This window comes from Psychrobacter sp. SC65A.3 (genome assembly GCF_025642195.1).
Classification (GTDB): domain Bacteria; phylum Pseudomonadota; class Gammaproteobacteria; order Pseudomonadales; family Moraxellaceae; genus Psychrobacter; species Psychrobacter cryohalolentis.
Genome location: NZ_CP106752.1, coordinates 940,032 through 958,135, shown reverse-complemented (window position 1 = coordinate 958,135; position 18,104 = coordinate 940,032). Strand labels below are relative to the sequence as shown.

Annotated in this window: 16 protein-coding genes and 2 tRNA genes; 9 read left to right on the top strand and 9 right to left on the bottom strand. The window is 43.0% G+C overall.

Annotation, left to right across the window (positions count from 1 at the left end):
- Window positions 1–111 precede the first annotated feature (111 nt).
- Window positions 112–999, top strand: coding sequence for a methyltransferase domain-containing protein (locus OEG80_RS04195; RefSeq protein WP_263241925.1), 888 nt, complete (start codon window positions 112–114; stop codon window positions 997–999).
- A 58-nt stretch (window positions 1,000–1,057) separates the two neighbouring features.
- Here the strand turns inward: OEG80_RS04195 and OEG80_RS04190 are convergent, their stop codons facing one another.
- From OEG80_RS04190 to OEG80_RS04160, 7 genes are all read right to left on the bottom strand, one after another.
- Window positions 1,058–2,317, bottom strand: coding sequence for an ABC transporter ATP-binding protein (locus OEG80_RS04190; RefSeq protein ID WP_442792453.1), 1,260 nt, complete (start codon window positions 2,315–2,317; stop codon window positions 1,058–1,060).
- Window positions 2,318–2,574: 257 nt separating this feature from the next.
- Window positions 2,575–4,260: an ABC transporter permease gene (locus tag OEG80_RS04185; RefSeq protein ID WP_263241921.1), complete on the bottom strand. Its 1,686-nt coding sequence runs from the start codon at window positions 4,258–4,260 to the stop codon at window positions 2,575–2,577.
- 69 nt (window positions 4,261–4,329) lie between these two features.
- Window positions 4,330–5,454 carry a Fe(3+) ABC transporter substrate-binding protein gene (locus OEG80_RS04180; RefSeq protein WP_020443822.1) on the bottom strand — a complete coding sequence of 375 codons (1,125 nt, stop codon included), beginning with the start codon at window positions 5,452–5,454 and terminating at the stop codon, window positions 4,330–4,332.
- 261 nt (window positions 5,455–5,715) lie between these two features.
- On the bottom strand, window positions 5,716–6,459 hold the full coding sequence (locus OEG80_RS04175; RefSeq protein WP_263241918.1) for a 16S rRNA (uracil(1498)-N(3))-methyltransferase: 744 nt from the start codon (window positions 6,457–6,459) through the stop codon (window positions 5,716–5,718).
- A gap of 8 nt (window positions 6,460–6,467) precedes the next feature.
- A complete protein-coding gene (locus tag OEG80_RS04170; RefSeq protein ID WP_263241916.1) occupies window positions 6,468–8,063 on the bottom strand; it encodes a 3-deoxy-D-manno-octulosonic acid transferase in 1,596 nt (531 codons plus the stop codon).
- Between the two features lie 122 nt (window positions 8,064–8,185).
- Window positions 8,186–9,685 carry a tetratricopeptide repeat protein gene (locus OEG80_RS04165; protein ID WP_263241914.1) on the bottom strand — a complete coding sequence of 500 codons (1,500 nt, stop codon included), beginning with the start codon at window positions 9,683–9,685 and terminating at the stop codon, window positions 8,186–8,188.
- Between the two features lie 102 nt (window positions 9,686–9,787).
- A complete protein-coding gene (locus OEG80_RS04160) occupies window positions 9,788–11,431 on the bottom strand; it encodes a cardiolipin synthase (protein ID WP_263241911.1) in 1,644 nt (547 codons plus the stop codon).
- 281 nt (window positions 11,432–11,712) lie between these two features.
- Between OEG80_RS04160 and OEG80_RS04155 the strand changes: the two genes are divergently transcribed.
- The 4 genes from OEG80_RS04155 (at window position 11,713) to OEG80_RS04140 (ending at window position 13,180) form a co-directional block, all read left to right on the top strand.
- Window positions 11,713–11,788 (top strand) — tRNA-Val (locus OEG80_RS04155).
- Between the two features lie 65 nt (window positions 11,789–11,853).
- Window positions 11,854–11,930, top strand: a tRNA-Asp gene (locus tag OEG80_RS04150).
- Window positions 11,931–12,341: 411 nt separating this feature from the next.
- Window positions 12,342–12,644 (top strand): hypothetical protein, encoded by a 303-nt coding sequence (locus OEG80_RS04145; RefSeq protein ID WP_263241909.1) that lies wholly within the window; start codon window positions 12,342–12,344, stop codon window positions 12,642–12,644.
- A gap of 56 nt (window positions 12,645–12,700) precedes the next feature.
- Window positions 12,701–13,180: a hemerythrin domain-containing protein gene (locus OEG80_RS04140; protein WP_263241907.1), complete on the top strand. Its 480-nt coding sequence runs from the start codon at window positions 12,701–12,703 to the stop codon at window positions 13,178–13,180.
- A gap of 170 nt (window positions 13,181–13,350) precedes the next feature.
- Here the strand turns inward: OEG80_RS04140 and orn are convergent, their stop codons facing one another.
- Entirely contained in the window at window positions 13,351–13,938 is a 588-nt protein-coding gene (gene orn / locus OEG80_RS04135) for an oligoribonuclease (RefSeq protein WP_011514059.1), read from the bottom strand.
- A 251-nt stretch (window positions 13,939–14,189) separates the two neighbouring features.
- On the opposite strand from orn, the gene rsgA reads away from it, so the two are divergent.
- From rsgA to secB, 4 genes are all read left to right on the top strand, one after another.
- Complete coding sequence (gene rsgA / locus OEG80_RS04130; protein WP_020443829.1) at window positions 14,190–15,293, top strand: ribosome small subunit-dependent GTPase A; 1,104 nt, start codon at window positions 14,190–14,192, stop codon at window positions 15,291–15,293.
- Between the two features lie 147 nt (window positions 15,294–15,440).
- On the top strand, window positions 15,441–15,896 hold the full coding sequence (locus OEG80_RS04125; RefSeq protein WP_149409625.1) for a rhodanese-like domain-containing protein: 456 nt from the start codon (window positions 15,441–15,443) through the stop codon (window positions 15,894–15,896).
- 279 nt (window positions 15,897–16,175) lie between these two features.
- Window positions 16,176–16,439, top strand: a complete 264-nt coding sequence (gene grxC / locus OEG80_RS04120) for a glutaredoxin 3 (protein ID WP_011280820.1) — start codon at window positions 16,176–16,178, stop codon at window positions 16,437–16,439.
- A gap of 197 nt (window positions 16,440–16,636) precedes the next feature.
- The gene (gene secB, locus OEG80_RS04115; protein WP_011514062.1) at window positions 16,637–17,089 is read left to right on the top strand and encodes a protein-export chaperone SecB; all 453 of its coding nucleotides are present in this window, start codon (window positions 16,637–16,639) and stop codon (window positions 17,087–17,089) included.
- Window positions 17,090–17,333: 244 nt separating this feature from the next.
- Here secB and adk read toward each other — a convergent pair whose 3' ends face one another.
- Window positions 17,334–17,987 carry an adenylate kinase gene (adk, locus tag OEG80_RS04110; protein WP_187289141.1) on the bottom strand — a complete coding sequence of 218 codons (654 nt, stop codon included), beginning with the start codon at window positions 17,985–17,987 and terminating at the stop codon, window positions 17,334–17,336.
- Window positions 17,988–18,104 lie beyond the last annotated feature (117 nt).

Here is an 18,104-nt window from a genome sequence, read left to right as displayed (position 1 = left end):
TGGGTGTTGACGCAATTTAAAAACAATCCTAAAAAGACGTCAACGCTAGATTAGCGCCCTGCTTTATTGTACGATACGCCACCATACATCCTCCGATATAGACAACTCTTTATGCCAACCAATCCTCAATATATTAATAATAGCGATGCGGTAGACTCTACAGAAAATGTGACAGTACAAGCGTTAAAAGAAGATGTGCGTACTGACCGCAGCTTTGATGCGATTGCCGATCATTTTGAGAAAAAGGTCTATGGTGGCTTAAAGGGAGACATTCGATTAGCAGTATTGCGCCGTGATCTTTTTGAATACTGCGCGCAGATGAGCAGCACTCTTGGGCGACCTTTACGTATTTTGGATGTAGGCGCAGGGCTTGCGCAAATTGCGATTGAGCTTGCGACTCAAGGACATACACTGGTCATCAATGATATCTCAGCCAATATGTTAGAGAAGGCCCAAGAGCGCGCTGCACAAAGTAGTGCAAAAGATGAAAAATTGAATATTACGTGGTATGTATGCCCCTATCAAGAGCTTGAAGAAAAGCTGGCTGACAAGACGGAGAAATTTGATTTAATCATGTGTCATGCGCTACTTGAATGGTTGGCAGAGCCTGCCACGGTAATGGACTTTTTTGACCAGCAATTATCCGATAATGGAGCATTATCGCTGTGCTTTTATAATCCGGCAAGTTTTGATTATCGTAACTTGATAATGGGTAATTTTAACTTATTAGATAACACTGAATATAAAGCCGACAATAAAAAGAGCCTAACGCCCAATCATCCGGTTGCAAAGGAAGAGGTTGAAGCTTGGCTAAAGGCGCATGAGTATCAGACTCTGATCGCCAGCGGACTGCGCGTATTCCACGATTATTCGCCGCTAAAACGTGGTGGGCATAATGATCCTGAAGCGGTCATACGTATGGAGTTACGCTACTCGCAACTGGATCCCTATAAGTGGCTTGGACGCTACTTACATCTACTAGCGACGCGTGTCTCTTAACAACTTTAGAACTGAACTATCAGGCGTCCTTTTGGTAAAGACAACATAATAAACGCTATCATATGTCCTCAAACCGCTCTGACCTATCGTACTCCGACCACGTGGTGGCGTTGATGTCTTTTTCATCAAATACCACCACATGCTCCAGTATCGGCAAAATACCGATTTGGGTGCCGACTTCATGATTATGATGACTGGCGACCAATGACAATACCGTTTGACCATCATCTAGTTGCAAGCGATAGAGATAATTGGCACCGCGAAACACCCGACCAACCACTAAAGCGGTCTGCGTACTGTCATCATCATGGATAATGTCATCAGGACGTACCAATACCTTAATTGGTGTACCATTCGGATAATCGTACTCACAATACTGTGGCTGACCGGATGCATCGTAGACTTCCATCCGTCGATAAATATCACCAAGCGCCGTCTCAACATGACCTTCTTTGATGATGCCGTCTATCATCGCGCCTTCACCGACGAACTCAGCGACGAATGGGCTGACCGGCTCATGATATAGCTCACTTGGGGTTGCCCACTGTACCAGTTTACCTTTATGCATGACCCCGACTTTATCAGCAAGCGCAAATGCTTCGTTTTGATCATGAGTGACCAAAATGGCAGTGGTATTGGTACGTTTAAGAATATCACGAACATTCATGGCCAGTGACTCACGCAATACCACATCCAAGTTCGAAAACGGCTCATCGAGCAGTAATAACTTAGGCTTCGGTGCCAATGCACGAGCCAATGCCACCCGCTGCTGCTGTCCACCTGAGAGCTCGCTTGGGCGTTTATCGGCATGTTCAGACAATTCTACCAGCGCTAGCATCTCAGCAACACGGGCTTTTTTGTCGGCAGCCGACCATTTATTGAGACCAAAGCCGATATTTTTTGCCACACTTAAATGACCAAATAGCGCATAGTCTTGAAATACCATCCCCATACCGCGCTTGGCAGGCGCAACAGCAAATGAGAGTCGCGCTGCTTGCTCTGTCAGTCGCTGATTGTTAAGCGTGATTTTGCCGCTACGACTCTCTTCTAATCCGGCAATCGCTCTTAATGCCGTGGTCTTACCACAGCCGCTATAACCTAAAAAACAACCAATTTCACCTTGCTGTAGGTTTAGTGACAAACCATTGACTACTATGGTGTCGTCATAGCCAACCACCAAGTCTTGTACACTAAAATACGGCTGAGTGGCAGCGGTTTCATGATTCTGAATAAAGGTACTATCTAAGTTAGCAACACCTTGTTGTAACTCTCTTTCCGCTACAGCTTGAGCCATTTGCGCTTTGGTTATGATAGTCATAGGTGGCTTTTTCGCGTTACTTTGTCGTGCTTTACTCTGAGGCTCTAAAGAATCAGAGTCTGCTGGATTTATTGAATCGTTCATCAAGTCAGTATACATAGACAGTACCAATAAGCTATTAGTGAAGAAAATCCAGCGTCACAACATTCAAAATATTAGACGTTAAAAACATGAAACTTTAAAAGTGTGAATAACGTGAGAAGCACCAATTAGAATCCGTTGATCATTTAAGCACAATATTTTAATTAAAAAATACCTTAACCCTGCTTATCGCTTTGACGCAATAATATCCAAACAGGAATAAGACCGACCAATACAATCAACAAACTTGGTAATGCAGCGCGACCCCACATGCCTTCACTGGTCATCTCAAATACCCGAACGGCTAGCGTATCCCAACCTTGACGCCGCGTCATCAAAGTAATCGGCATCTCTTTCATCACTTCGACAAAACCCATCAACAAACCCGTTAATACCCCTGGGCTCAATACGGGCAACATCACTTGCCGCCAGCGCTGAAAAGGACTATCGCTAAGCAATTTAGCAGCCGCTTCTTGATTGACGGTCAAGCGCTGAAGCTGACGGTCTACCGGCTGAAAACTGACCGTCATAAAACGGGTCGATAGAGCCAGCAGCATTACGATCACACTCCCAGATAAAAACTGCGTGGAGGTTATGCTATAAGCAATCAGCTGATTATCCAGCCACGCAATCGGAATAAAGATCCCGACCGCTAATACCGTACCCGGCACCACATAGCCCAAATTAGCTAAAGTAGTCATAAGCTTGGTAGATTTGTCCGGATATTGACGCTTAATCCACGCAATCATAATCGCTAAGACCGCAATAAACGCAGTGGTAATACTAGCAATCATGAGGCTATTGGTGACAAAATCAATATAGCGGGCATCAAAATCTTGCTGAAAATTTGCCGCTGTCCAATAGATAAGCTGTGCAAACGGGATCAAAAATGCTATCAAGAATACCAGCGTACAAAGCAGCGTCATAGCAAGCTTAGCTGGTTTACTGACTTCAAAACGTTGGCTACTACCTTGGGTAATAATATTACCGCGTTTTGCTTGCCAATATTGTTCAAACAAGACAACAATGAAGACCACACCAATTAATAGTGCTGCCAACTGTGCCGCTGTCGTCAAGCTAAAAAACCCAAACCAAGCTTTATAGATGGCAGTAGTAAAGGTATCAACATTGAATACTGACACCGCGCCAAAGTCTGCTAGCGTCTCCATACTTGCCAGTAGCAAACCACCGATGACCCAAGGTAATGCTTGCGGTAATGCCAACCGAAAAAACACTCGACCACGACTTAAGCCAAGCATCTGCCCAGCTTCAATAGCTCGCCTACCTTGAGATAAAAAAGCTTGGCGCGCCAACAAATAAACATAAGGATAAAAAGCCAATGACAAGATCAGCCCTGCACCCCAGACGTTACGTACCGACGGAATGGCAGTCGTAAAACCAAAATCTCTTAATGCCGTTTGCAATGGTCCACTAAAATCAACGATACCAACTGTAACAAATGCTAAGACATAAGCTGGCATAGCAAGCGGCAACATCAGCGCCCACGAAAAAAACCGCTGTCCAGGGAAGCGGTACATACTCGTAAGCCATGCCAATGCCGTGCCAATCGTGCCAGAAATTACTGTGACCATTAATAATAAAATAGCCGTATTTTTGAGGACTTGCGGCAATACGTACTCACGCATATGCCCCCAAATATCAGCGACGGGCTGTGTCCATGACAATAACACGATTAAAATCGGTACTAGCATAAACAACGAAATCAGTCCTAAGACTGATTTCGAGATGACACGTTTACGGGTAGCATGGTCTTGGCGAATAGATTTACTCGTATTGCCTGTCTCATTACTTTCATTGACAGTATTGTTCTGACTTGCAGACGATTCTGGCATTGTTATCATAAGTTGTTACCGTGTCATACGCATCATAACTCTATTGAATAACTGACAGATTAAATGACTGGCAGACTTTTATTTATAGCCTGCTTTGTCCATCATTTGAATGGCTTGGGTTTGTAATGCACCAAATTTCTGTACATTGATATCGTCTGGTTTGAACTGACCCCAAGATCTAAGCATCTCTGACTCATCAATCCCAACTTTGACTGGGAATTCTTTATCAGCGCTAGCATAAAGACCTTGTGCGTCATCAGAAGACAACCATTCCATCAGTTTCAATGCGCCATCTGCATTGTCTGAACCCGTTACTACGCCAGCACCTGAGATATTAACGTGCGTGCCTGTCGTACCTTGGTTTGCCCAAAATATTTTTACTGGGAAATCAGGCTTTTCATCAAGCAGGCGACCATAGTAGTAACTATTGGCAATACCCACTTCACACTGACCAGCAGCGATAGCTTCTAGTAGATTGGTATCATCACTGAAAACATCAGTAGCTAAGTTAGCAACCCAACCACGGATGACCGCTTCTGTTTTTTCAGCACCTAAATGCTCCATCATGCTCGCAACCAATGACTGGTTATAAACCTTTTTCGAGGTGCGTAGACATAATTTGCCTTTCCACTTTGGATCCGCCAAATCTGCATAAGTGGATAATTGATCAGCGCTTACTTTACTTGGGTCATAAAAAATCGTACGGGCGCGCAATGACAAACCTGTCCAGCGACCTTCTGGATCACGATACTTAGCCGGTACATTTGCTTCCAAAACGCTAGAAGCAACAGGTTGCAGTAAACCTTGCTCAGCCGCTTGCCACAAGTTACCTGCGTCAACTGTCAAAAGCATATCGGCTGGGGTATTCTGACCTTCAGCTTGCAGACGCGCCATCAGTGGACCATCTTTGTCTGTAACCAGCTCAACCTTCACACCCGTCTGTTCAGTATAACGATCCAACAATGGCTTGATTAGCTGCTCATTACGTGATGAGTAGATAGTTACTGTCTGTCCATCAGCACTCGCCGCGTTGTCTTTTGCTACTTCTTGCTCAGTGCTTGGCGCTGGCGTTTCGGCATCAACACTTTCTTCTGGCGTCGATGATTTACTACAGCCAGCAAGCGCCAACATCATGCCAAATACGGCAACCGGTAAAGTAAGTTTAGCAGAAGATAAATTTGCACTGATTACATTCAATGACATGGTTTTCCCCATAATAGCGCGGCAGATAGGTAGAATAAAAAGACATTAAAAATCATGGATTGATGGGATTAAAAAGACCCTAATGTCTGGAAAGCATATACTAATGGAAATGATATTAATTATCAATACATTTATTTAGCCCGATTATTTAGTTAAATAATCGACAATTAATGCTGTGTATAGTGGTTTTTTAATGGGGTTTTGATGCCGTTGTAATGAATCTTGCCGCATTTCCAACTAAGACTTATATCAGTTATTATCTTACAATAGCCATTGTCCCAGAATAGCATTGACTGCCGCTTCGGTGCGCAATATTCGCGCACCGATATGTACTGTTTGGCAGCCTTGCCTTGCAAGCAGCTCAACTTCATAATCAATCCAGCCGCCTTCTGCACCGATAAAAACCATGCTTGGTAATACTGAGCTATGAGGCAATTCAGAGCTTTCTAATTGTTGTTGCACATATTGTGAAAACGATAATTCCGCATAAGGGTGAGCGACAATAGCGCGATTGGTGATTAAGTTTGCCAACTCATCTTCAACAAAGGGCTTAAAGCGTTTTTGCAAACTGATACGCGGCGCGACGGTATCAATGCCTTGTTGCAGACCTTCTAATATAAACTCATCAAGGCGACTCAGCATCGGGCTTTGCCAGTAGCTTTTTTGCGTACGATAGCTATTAATCAGAATAATATCGCTGACACCTAGCGCAGTCATATCCATAATCAGACGGCGCAATACTTTTGGGCGCGGCAGTGCCAGTACTACCGTCAGATTTAGCTTAGGTGGCGGTGCTGTGACCAAACTTACCTCACATAAATCAATACGCTTAGGCGTTATATCAGCAATGATAGCAGTGCCAAGATTACCTTCTAGCTGTCCAATTTTTAGGGTATCGCCTACTTTTGCTCCCAGAACTTGGTTAACATGCTCAATTTGCGCCACGGCATTGATATGTGCAGATTTATTAGAGAAGTTTGCAGCCGGTAATAAGATACAGTTCATAGTGGCTCTTAATTTGAATCTTGGCTAACGTTTTGAAGAGCATGCTGCTCGATGACTTTTTCTATCATCGATAATTGACGGCTCAATACTGCTTGCTGCTGATCGGTCATCCGCGCGCCTGCTTGCCCTGCTTGCTTAGCCAACGTTAAATGACTCATCCAATATTTTAGCTGCTGATAAATCAGCGTCTCATCATCGGCAAATTTTTGGTTTTCGTTCGCTTGTTCATCATGATTATTAGTATGATCAATCGCCTGATAAAAAGGGTTATGGGGCTGATATAACGCCCCTACGCTCGCCAGTTTATCCACGACACTTTGACAAGATTGAGTATGAATACCCATTAACACAGGTGTCGCCACACTTGCAGGCTCAACTGGATTATGTCCGCCAACCTCGACCAATGAGCCGCCAACCACTGCTACATCGGAAAGAGCATACCAATTCATTAACTCACCCATGCTATCCGCCAGATAGACTTGGGTAGTTATGTCGATAGCTTCTGCTGCACTGCGCCGTGCCATGGTCAAGCCTGAATTTTGAATCAGCGCTGCCACTTCATCAAAACGCTCTGGATGGCGTGGAACGATAATAAGTAGCGCTTTTGCCAATGCAGGGTTTGACAGTAATTGCTGCTGCCATGACAGTACCGTATTCTCTTCACCACCATGAGTGCTTGCTGCCACCCAAATTGGGCGATTGACCACGCCCAAATCACTCGCCGTCACACTCGTTTTTTCTGCTAACTCTGGCTGCTCGCTATTTTCAATATCGACATCGATAGTCTTGTCATCATCTGGCTCAGACACATTAGACAATTTAGGCGTATTAATGACCCACTTTAGCGAGCCTGCCACACGGATTTGGGCGCTATGCGCACCCAATTGTCGAAAGCGTTTGGCAGAGTCATTATCCTGCGCAATGATTAAACTCAAATTTTTCATCATGCTAGTGCTGACTGCGCCAATTTTTTGATAGCTTTTAAAAGAGGATGCGGACAGTCGCCCATTCACCAAGATACTTGGCATATGATGCTCAGATAATTTGGTTAAGATGTTTGCCCATAGCTCTGTTTCTACAAATAAAGCAGCAACAGGTTGTACATGAGTCAAAAAGCGCTCAATCACCGCCGGACTGTCAACCGGTACATAACTATGACTCAATCGACCTTGCGCAATGTCTTCTGCAAATCGACTGGCACCGCGCGCAAAACCAGTCTGGGTAGTGTTGGTCAGCCATATCCGATAACCACGAGACAATAGTGCATCCAATAATGGCGCAACGGTATTGGTTTCTCCCAAAGAGACCGCGTGGCACCAGATAGTTTTATTTCGCTTATTAGACTTGATACTGCTGTTTAAATCCGCAGCTGGCAGATACGTTTCTGTGGCTATAGGAGGCGCAGGATAACGCTTACCAAAACGCTGTTCAACTTCTTGCTTATAATTATCACGCGCATGCGAGCGGCGCCATACTTGCAGGCGATATAACGGCTTTAATAAGCTTATGCCGACTTGATAATACACAGGCGGCTTATATACCGCATGGCTTTGCAGAGGCTGTGCCTGAATAGAAAGATTTTTTGAGGTGTCAGAAGATGGCATGCAAAAGCCCAGATAATTAATGGAGCAGATAATAGGAGTCGCGCACAAAAAACGCACCAATTCTACCTGAATTTATTGCCAAACAATACGTTTTTAAATTCAAGGATGTTGGTCATCGTTTTTTAGACCAAAATAATAATGAGTAAGGCTATCACGATAATCACTGCAAACAATAGCTGATAGCGCTTAAGACTATGCTGCTCTTGCTTTTGGGTGTTGATTAACGTTTGTGCTTGTTGCCACTGACCGACCAAGCTTGCCGCTTCGATGTGCCCATTTTCTGCCGCTTGCTCGAGCCAATATTTACCAACCTTAAGGTCTTGCGTAACCCCTACGCCTTGATAATACATTTTACTCAGTAAACGCTGAGCGCGGCTGTCATTTTTACCCGCCGCTTGCTGCACCCATTCAACTCCAGCCTCTATACCAGCGACTTTATCAGCGCCTTCGTTTGCTATCAGACCTTCGCCGAGCAGCTCATACATCGCCAAGCGCAACATCGCAGCACTGTTTCCTGCATTTGCAGCGTCTTCTAATCCCAACAAGGCCTGCTGCTTTGCTTGCAGATGCGCCTCTGAAAAGACGACTTGCTTACGGGGTTTTTCTTGCTTGGCAATATGACGTTCAAACTGATCTAAAACCTTGCACGCCTTCTCATATTCAGTTTCGCCCGTGGTCTGTGTTACTTCTATCTCATGTAGCTCTGTTAATAGTTGGCTAAAAATCTCTGGCGTGGGTGGTTTTTTTGCGACTGCCGTGGTTTTTACTGGTTCTACTATAGGTATTACCGTTGCGTTTGTTATTTCTACATCTTCTGCTAGTGGCACTGATGTAATTGTAGTAGCTGATATAGAAGATACATTACCCATTTTGTCATCTGAAAGTTGAGTTGTCGCCCTGTCTATGGACGACTTACTATTCGAGTAAAGGGATGTGCTACTATTTTCAGGGCTTACTTTCTCAATAAATGCCTTTTCATTTGCTGTTTGAGTGTTTGGTTTATCTGCTATGGTCGCATCAACCAAATGAGGCTGATGATTTACAGCTTTTGGCAATCTGTCACTAACGGCTTGGTATAAGCCGCTAGCGACCTCACCACCTTGCGCCGATTTAAACGCGCGGTCGATATGACCAAATAAACGCATCCCTATCGGTTCTAAAGCAAAGAAAAGCGGGGTATTATCTTTATCACTGCTATCTTTGGTATTAACATCAGTATCAGCGCCATAAAACATCGCCATATGCTGATAAAAATCATCGGTCGTCAGTACTAACTCAGGATAGCGGGCATCTAGCTCAAACTGACCAAACCAACGTGGCGATTGTTGCCATTGCTGCGCCAATACTCGTCCTGCATAAAACGCCAAAAACACCATAAAGTTACGATAGCGCTCATCTTTTAATAACGTTGCTTCATCCCAAATGCTTGTTTTGACCATATCGCGGCGTATCTGAGACAGTAACGTATCTATGCGCTGCAAGCTTGCCAGCGATTCATCCAAACCACAGTGATGCAAATCCACTTCGTAAGCGATACCGCCTGCGACAGCACGCCTTGCCAAAAAATCTTGCCAATAACCTGCTGCAATATAATCAAGGGGCGTTAAGGGCGATGCAGACATAAAAAACGCGTATCCTTTAAAAAAGTAAATTAATCATAGAGGCAATGAACTACAGGCAGTTGTGCAAAATATAGTGCTTACCTTAACTTAAAATATGTAGGGCTACAATAATGGACTAAATAAGCGTATCACATTATCAAACAAGCGTTCAGTCTTATGACGCCGTTGCCACTGATCCAAGGTTAAAAAACGACAGCTTTGTAAATACGAGTCTTGACAAGCGGCAACTTGCGCGACCATTTCAGGCGTATAAATCGCCAAACTGACTTCCATGTTCAGATAAAAGCTGCGCATATCGATATTGACGGTGCCAAATATACAATAATCGTCATCTATAACTACTGTTTTGGCATGCAGCAGACCACCCTTAAACAGAGCAATGCTAACACCCGCTTCTAACAACTCTTGGTAATACGCTTGCGAGGCGTGCTGAACTAAGAATGAATCAACCTTTTCAGGGATAATCAGCGTAACTTTGACCCCGCGCTTGGCGGCCGTCACTAGCGCGCCTGACAAAGCTTCATCCGGTACAAAGTACGGCGTTGTGATACAAATACAGTGATTAGCACGATGTAAAACGGTTACTAAAGTATTATAAATAACGTGAGCGGTCACTTGTGGCGCTGAAGGAATCAGCTGCGCGACCACGCCTTTTACCACTGGCATCTGCGGAATCACTGTCGACATCGCACCAGTACAGGGGTTTTCTACATTTTCTAGCCCATCATCCAATACTTTGATACGACTATTGATGTCATTAATCGTCGGATTGCGCACATATAGCTTACGTGTATAGCTGTTGACTCGTTGATGCAGCGCATCTAGATTGTCACTGTTTTCCGCCCCGATATCGGTCACCACCACTTTTGCCATTGCAGTCGCAATGCTAATGTCATTCTCGCTGACACTGCGTATCGCCACATCAATCCATTCACCGACGTCTTTATTCTGCTTAAAAAACTTAGGATCAACCAAATTGAAGCTACCGATATAACCGATATAACCATCAATAACCACGATTTTACGATGATTACGCAAATCTGAACGCTTAAATAACGTTTTAAACAACCCTACTGGCAATGACTGATGGACAAAAACGCCTGCTTTTTCTAATTTTCGATGGGCCTTACTGTTAAAAAAACTAAAACTCCCCACACTATCAATCAGAATATGACACTCAACTCCGCGTTGAGCGGCTGCCATTAACGATTCTATAACATCAAGCACCTGCCCCTTAGGATAAATAATATAAAACTCCATCAAGATACTGCGCTGAGCGGCATTGATGTCATCAATCAAACGTTTAAAAATAATATTGGCGTGCGTCAACAGTTGCATATCATGGTTTGAGAATACCCCAAACCCTGTCCAGCGCGTACCGATATGACTGACCCCACGGTAATGAGTCGGCAATACCTCTTGCCCTTCATCAAACACCAAGCGCTCCCGTTGCGCCATCTCATTCATCAGTAGTCGCGCTTGATCCATTCGCTGGCGATAACGTCGACCTATCATCGGCTCACCCACCAGTACATAGGCAATCAAGCCAAATACGGGCAAAGTAAACAAAACCGCTATCCATGCAATTGCTACCCCAATATTGCGCTGTACCGAGACAATACGCAACGTCATCACAATCATAAGAATAATATGAAATATCAGACCTAGCCCAGCAAAGTCTGTCCAAGACCATGCTGCCACTTGCTGCTCAGTAGTAGATAAAGCTTCTATTGTTTTCGCCTCCAACTGGTAATAGCACAATATAATCAAATACAACCAATCAAGTATAGTAGCTTTTATCCGCCGCGCAATAGGTAACTATTAGTTGACTAGGTAGTTGTCATATGGGCTATCACATCATCTAGCCATACTCTCAAAAGCCTTTTTAGTAATCATTTTTTAAAAAATGTAAAATAGTGTTTGACAGCCATGTATAAATCTATATAATACACACCCACAGCAGCAGAGCTTAGTGACAAACTTAGAGCTCAGTTGATGTTGAATAAATTGCTTAGCAATTGTTCGAAGGGTGATTAGCTCAGTTGGTAGAGCGTCTGCCTTACACGCAGAATGTCGGCGGTTCGAATCCGTCATCACCCACCACTATTTAGTATAGCGTTACTCTAAAGTAGTAAGCTAAGTGGTTAAATAAACTAAGTACGACCTAAGCAGCGGTAGTTCAGTTGGTTAGAATACCGGCCTGTCACGCCGGGGGTCGCGGGTTCGAGTCCCGTCCGCTGCGCCATATTTAAAACTTAGTTTTAATACAAAAGTTTCAACCTCAAGTATTTATATTTGAGGTTTTTTTGTGTTTATTATTTACCTAAATCTCTATTATATGTAATCCCCGCCTTTTAAACCTTCTGTCCTCCCGTGGCTCACTGTCTCCTTACTCTCCTCCGTTATCTATCTTGAATAATAAATCATCACTATTCTTAAAGTCGCCATTTGAATAGTCGGTGATTAAACGATGACCATCTTTACACGTTTACATGACATACTCATGATGTGGTCAATTTTCATGAAAGAAAGTCTTATGCTAAATGTTGCTAAAAATAATTTTTATACTGGTCAGAACTCACCTCTATTCACTGTAAAAATTGCTAAGCCAGCTCGCGCATTTCATTGTCAAATTGATGAGTAGCAACCAACACCTTTGGTCTCGTTACCACTGCTGGAAACCAAACTCGGAGTTAAATCAATTTTAGTGGAAGATGAATCAAAGCGTTTTGGACTTAATGTCTATAAAACCCTAGGTAGTTCCTACGCGCTAGGATGCATATTAGCAAAACACCTTAATATAGATATAGTTGATATTGATTTAGCAACGGTCGACTCTAAGCTTGATAAACCTTTGGTATTTGCCACTGCAACAGTAGGTAATCATGGTATTGGCGTTGCATGGGCTGCACAGAAAATAGAACAAAAAGCAGTTATATTCCAAAAGGTTCCTTGTTAGTGAGTGCGGGGCGTATACGTGAAGTATAATCTATTGAATCATTAAGGGTTTTTATTATGAAACGCGCCAATCAATTACAGCCTTTATCTCGCCAACATCACCTTGGACTTAACCTATCTCGCCATGCTAAAGAATGTCCTGATGAGCCTGCTGAGATTGCCAAGCATTGGCATTATCTCATGGCTTATATTAAAGATATGCAAGCTCACTTTAATATTGAGGATACCTTAATCACTCATGCTTTGAAGCCTTACCATACCTCTCATACTGAGGTTGCCTCAGTGCTTGAGACTTTAGATGTTCAGCATAAACAGCTATATAAACTAATGGATGAAACTGAGCATTCACAGAAATCCATCAATAAAGAGGTAACCGCTGCGCAAGTTCAAGCATTAGGCATGCTTTTATACGACCTTATTCGTTTTGAAGAGCGTGAGTTATATCCAGCCGTTGAAAAACACTTGAAAGAAGCAGAGCTCAATGCCATTTATGAAGCGAGCTCTAACAGTATCAAACGTACTGATGAGCTGCGTTAAAAATTGAGACAGCCTTATTAATCATGACTCAAATAACACTTCTAGATTATAATTTGGATTATTTAATACAAAAAAGCCTTCAAACAAATTAGCCCAATCATAGCGCTTGATTCATCTGAAGGCTTTCTTGATACCTTTTTTTCTAAGGTGCCGATTTTAAGGTATCTGCTTTAAGGTATCAGTTTAAAGAAATGCTGACGATAGTGCTTAAGCTCACGAATTGAGTCACGAATATCATCTAACGCTAAATGACTGCCGCCTTTCTCAAAATTCTTGAGGACATCAGGACGCCAGCGGAAGCAAAGCTCTTTAATAGAAGACACATCAAGGTTTCGATAATGAAAAAACCGCTCTAGCTCAGGCATTTGACGCGCCATAAAGCGGCGATCTTGGCAGATTGAATTGCCGCACATTGGCGACTTACCACTATCGACCCATTTATTCAAAAATTTAATGGTTTCAGCTTCCGCCTCAGCCAGTGTCACCGTACTACGGCGTACACGGTCAACCAACCCTGATTGCCCATGCTGCTTGGTATTCCAGTCATCCATACCATTTAACTTTTGATCTGATACTTTAATCGCAAAGACAGGTCCTTCGGCAAGGACATTCAAATCTTCATCGGTGACAACAGTCGCTATCTCGATAATCTCATCATTTAGAGTATCAAGACCGGTCATTTCTAAATCAATCCATACCAGCCCTTTTTTGCCTTGGTTTCTGATTTTAATTTTATTGGGATGGTCGCCGGTGGTCATAAAATATCCTATGGTCAATAAAGTTTGAGACAACTTACAAGCAATGCTTTAATAGCAATGTGAATAAAATAATGCGTCTATCTAACTATCTCAGTGCAAAAAATGTTTGTACTTAGGCAGCTGTGAATTTCACTTAGAATTTATGAATACTAAAATATTACAAAATCTCTGTCCAGTGCAGGCGCTTTAGGCTGTATGTTAGCAAATTTTCACGCTACACTGAGCAATATTTTATAATAGGTCACCAACCCATGGCATTAATCCGACAACGCAAACTAACGAAACAACAGATTCGGCGCATCGATAAGCAGCAATTATTAAGTCAAGATAGTATCGATGACAGTTTGATGGATGGTGTGGTCATGGCGCATTATGGCAAGCAATTGGAAGTGCAAGTGACCAGCTTACCATCATTCATACCTGTGCAGCCTGAGGTTGCACCTGATGACCCTGAGCCGTTTTGGCAAGAGTTGGCACTCGGTGATATTTGGCGCTGCCACGTACGTACCAATCTACCAATGCTAGCAGCAGGTGATCAAGTGCGCTGGAATGCTGACTCTAATACAGGCTTTGGTCGGATAGAATCAGTCAAACCACGTACGTCATTGGTATCCCGACCTGACCGCTATCATAAGCTTAAGCCTGTCGCCGCCAATGTCGATATTTTGGCGATCGTATTTGCGCCCTTACCTGCTGCCGCCCCGACACTGATAGATCGTTATTTAGTTGTTTGTCATCATGCTGGGGTCAAGCCTTTATTGGTGCTCAATAAAGCCGATTTATTGGCGCAAGAAAAAGGCGTCGATACCAATGAGTTATTGGCGCAATATGCCGCACTTGGTTATGAGAGCGTTTTGACCTCAGTTGACTGTCCTGAAAACGTCGCGGATAGCGATGACCAGGAAGGACTTGATGAGCTAAAACGCTATATCGATAAAAAGCTGGTTATTTTTGCAGGGCAATCTGGGGTCGGTAAAAGCAGCTTGATCAATGCGCTGCTACCTGAATCAGCACAAAGCGTGAATATCATCTCTGATAATTCAAAGCTTGGTCAACATACTACCACCACCAGTCGCTTACTGCCCTTTAATCCAGCCGATTTGACTCAAGGCGGCATCGTCGATACCCCTGGTATTCGCGAGTATGGTATTTGGCACTTGACGCCTGATGACATTATTTCTGGCTTTGTTGAGCTTGCACCATTATCTGGTGACTGTCAGTTCCGCGACTGTCGCCATACTCATAATAGTAAAGGCTGCGCGTTATGGGAAGCAGTTGCTGATGGCAAAGTATTGCAGCGCCGCGTTGAAAACCTCGTGACGCTAAGAGAAGAGGCAGATACTAAGCCTTATTGAGCCTTATTAATTCTTATCCACTGTTAATCACGATGATGACCATCACACGTTTACTATGGATAGGCTAATCGGTATAATAGCGCCTTGTTCAATCCATTAGGCTGTCTTCTCAGCGTAATAGAACACTTATTTTTTTGGAGGTATGGTTTGGATCGTGCGCTGGAATTTGTGGGCAACCACCCGTTTTTATTTGGTATATTAGCCGTACTAGCCGTGCTATTTTTTGCTATTGAAAACAAACGTAGCGGTAAAAAGATTTCACCCAATACCCTTGGTATGATGGTGAACTCGCAAAATGCGCAGCTTATCGATATCCGTGCCAAAAAGAAGTTTGTCACCGGTTATATCCAAGGCAGTCGTAATATCCCATTTACTGAGCTAAAAGACCGCATTGAGGAAATTCGTGCGATTGAACAGCCAGTGATTATTATCTGCGATATGGGCGTACAAGCAGGTGCGGCCATTCAGATGATTGGTAAAGAAAACGTCTATCGCTTAGAAGGCGGTGTTGGTGGCTGGCAAGCTGCTGGAATGCCACTTGTTGGCATAAAGGATGCTAAGCCGAAGACTAAAGTCAAAGCAAAACCGAGCTTGCATAAGTAGTTTGATAGCGCACTTTATTAAACTATGACTTACTATCTATCGGTAGTGAATAAAAAAGACACCTCTTTATAGGGTGTTTTTTTTATGTGGCATTTATGATACTGACGACGCTTTTATATTTATTTGGCTTGAATTTATACTGCCTATCCCCACTTTATAGTGAGCATAATAGAATATAGGCTTGTGATTTACTTGATTGCAGCCTCTATAGGCAAATTTTATAATACTATCCTCTATCCGATAACAATTGCTCTATACATTTATAAATAAGGATTTATCATGACTGTATCTGTTAAAGTTTATACTACTCCTATCTGCCCATATTGCTCAAACGCTAAGCAACTGCTGAAATCAAAAGGCGTTGATTATGAAGAGATTGGCATGCACGATATGAGCAGCGATGATCGCCGTGCTTTAATGCAAAAGACCAATAACTATCGCACCGTGCCACAAATCTTCGTCGGTGAGACCTTTGTCGGTGGTTTTGATGAGCTCAATCAAATGAACCAACAAGGCAAACTTGACGAGCTATTAGCGGGTTAATTTGCTATCTTGCTATTCTGGCTGTCTTTATTTATTTTACTAGTCTATATGTGAGTCATTTATATAAGTAACGATAGGGACAGCTATAAAGGGCTTTGATAAAAAATATCGAGCTTTTGTCTCGAATTATATTACAATGCTATTTTACTAAAATAACAGTTTGCCCAATCACTTGATTAACTTTTAGAGGAATTATCATGGCTGAAGAACAAGCACAACCGCAATTAGCACTAGAACGTATTTATGTCAAAGACATGTCACTTGAAGTCCCAGGCGCTGGCGTATTCACCAAAGAGTGGAACCCTGAGCTTGATATTAATCTATCTAGCAATGCCGAAAAACTGGACGATGACCATTATCAGGTTGTATTGACCGTTAGTGTCACTGCGAAAAATGCTGAAGAAGCGGCGTTTATCGCGGAAGTTCATCAAGCAGGTATCTTCTTATTAAAAGACATCCCAGAAGATCAAATTGGTCAAATACTAGGTGCTTATTGCCCGAACGTTTTGTTCCCATATGCTCGTGAAGTCATCAGCGATATCGTAACGCGTGGTAGCTTCCCGCAGTTATTGCTTGCACCAGTTAACTTTGACCAAGCTTTTGCGCAAAGTCAGCAGCAAGCACAAGTTGATGCTGAAGGTAACGCTTAAGTTTTAAATTAAACGCTACTGGCTGTATCAATAAGACGTTTTAATAAAAAAGCCGTTTACTTATTATGAGTAAGCGGCTTTTTTATGGAAATTTTTAGAGTTTATTTTCAATCATTTAGATTTATGTTGCTATTGGTCATTATTTTTGACCCATTAAAAAACCCTGCTGATTGCTATTACTAGCGACAGGGTCTTTCATAACACTATTCGATTAATCCGCTATATTCTAGCGTCAGTACAAATATTAGCCTTTTAGGGCAGAAAATATTTGTTGCTTAACGTCATCAATACCTTGAGTACCATCGAACTTATCATACTTAGGTGCATCGCCGCCTTCTTTAGCTTTGTTCTGATAAAAGCCAACGAGGGCTGATGTTTGCTCATGATACGTAGCTAAGCGGTCGCGAATGGTTGATTCTTTATCGTCTTCACGCTGGATAAGCGCTTCACCAGTCACATCATCGATGCCTTCTTGCTTTGGTGGATTGTGATCAATATGATATACACGACCGGAGCCAGCATGTTGGCGACGACCTGATAATCGCTTGACGATTTCATCATCAGGTACACTGATTTCAATTACATGATCAATCGTCACGTTGGCATCTGCAAGCGCTTGCGCTTGTGGAATGGTACGCGGGAAACCATCTAAAATACAGCCGTTAACACAATCAGGCTTAGCGATGCGTTCTTGCACGAGGTTAATGATTAGATCATCAGAAACCAAACCACCAGCGTTCATCACGTCTTTGGCTTGTTTGCCAAGCTCAGTGCCTTCTTTGATTGCTGCACGCAGCATATCACCCGTTGAGATCTGCGGAATATCATATTCTTTAGAAATAAACTGAGCTTGGGTACCTTTACCGGCGCCTGGTGGACCTAGCAAAATAATACGCATCATTACACGATTCTCCTTAATAAATAGGATTTTGGGACTAATAAAACTTAGGGATTGGTGGTTTGCAGAGCTTACCTTACCTTGTGGCTTTCAAAACCTCAAGTATTTTTAGTATTG

Excerpts from the sequence above, each read along its gene's own strand:
- OEG80_RS04195 (WP_263241925.1), top strand. The coding sequence starts at position 112 with ATGCCAACCAATCCTCAATATATTAATAATAGCGATGCGGTAGACTCT.
- OEG80_RS04190 (WP_442792453.1), bottom strand. The coding sequence starts at position 2,317 with ATGACTATCATAACCAAAGCGCAAATGGCTCAAGCTGTAGCGGAAAGA.
- OEG80_RS04185 (WP_263241921.1), bottom strand. The coding sequence starts at position 4,260 with ATGATAACAATGCCAGAATCGTCTGCAAGTCAGAACAATACTGTCAAT.
- OEG80_RS04180 (WP_020443822.1), bottom strand. The coding sequence starts at position 5,454 with ATGTCATTGAATGTAATCAGTGCAAATTTATCTTCTGCTAAACTTACT.
- OEG80_RS04175 (WP_263241918.1), bottom strand. The coding sequence starts at position 6,459 with ATGAACTGTATCTTATTACCGGCTGCAAACTTCTCTAATAAATCTGCA.
- OEG80_RS04170 (WP_263241916.1), bottom strand. The coding sequence starts at position 8,063 with ATGCCATCTTCTGACACCTCAAAAAATCTTTCTATTCAGGCACAGCCT.
- OEG80_RS04165 (WP_263241914.1), bottom strand. The coding sequence starts at position 9,685 with ATGTCTGCATCGCCCTTAACGCCCCTTGATTATATTGCAGCAGGTTAT.
- OEG80_RS04140 (WP_263241907.1), top strand. The coding sequence starts at position 12,701 with ATGAAACGCGCCAATCAATTACAGCCTTTATCTCGCCAACATCACCTT.
- orn (WP_011514059.1), bottom strand. The coding sequence starts at position 13,938 with ATGACCACCGGCGACCATCCCAATAAAATTAAAATCAGAAACCAAGGC.
- rsgA (WP_020443829.1), top strand. The coding sequence starts at position 14,190 with ATGGCATTAATCCGACAACGCAAACTAACGAAACAACAGATTCGGCGC.
- grxC (WP_011280820.1), top strand. The coding sequence starts at position 16,176 with ATGACTGTATCTGTTAAAGTTTATACTACTCCTATCTGCCCATATTGC.
- secB (WP_011514062.1), top strand. The coding sequence starts at position 16,637 with ATGGCTGAAGAACAAGCACAACCGCAATTAGCACTAGAACGTATTTAT.
- adk (WP_187289141.1), bottom strand. The coding sequence starts at position 17,987 with ATGCGTATTATTTTGCTAGGTCCACCAGGCGCCGGTAAAGGTACCCAA.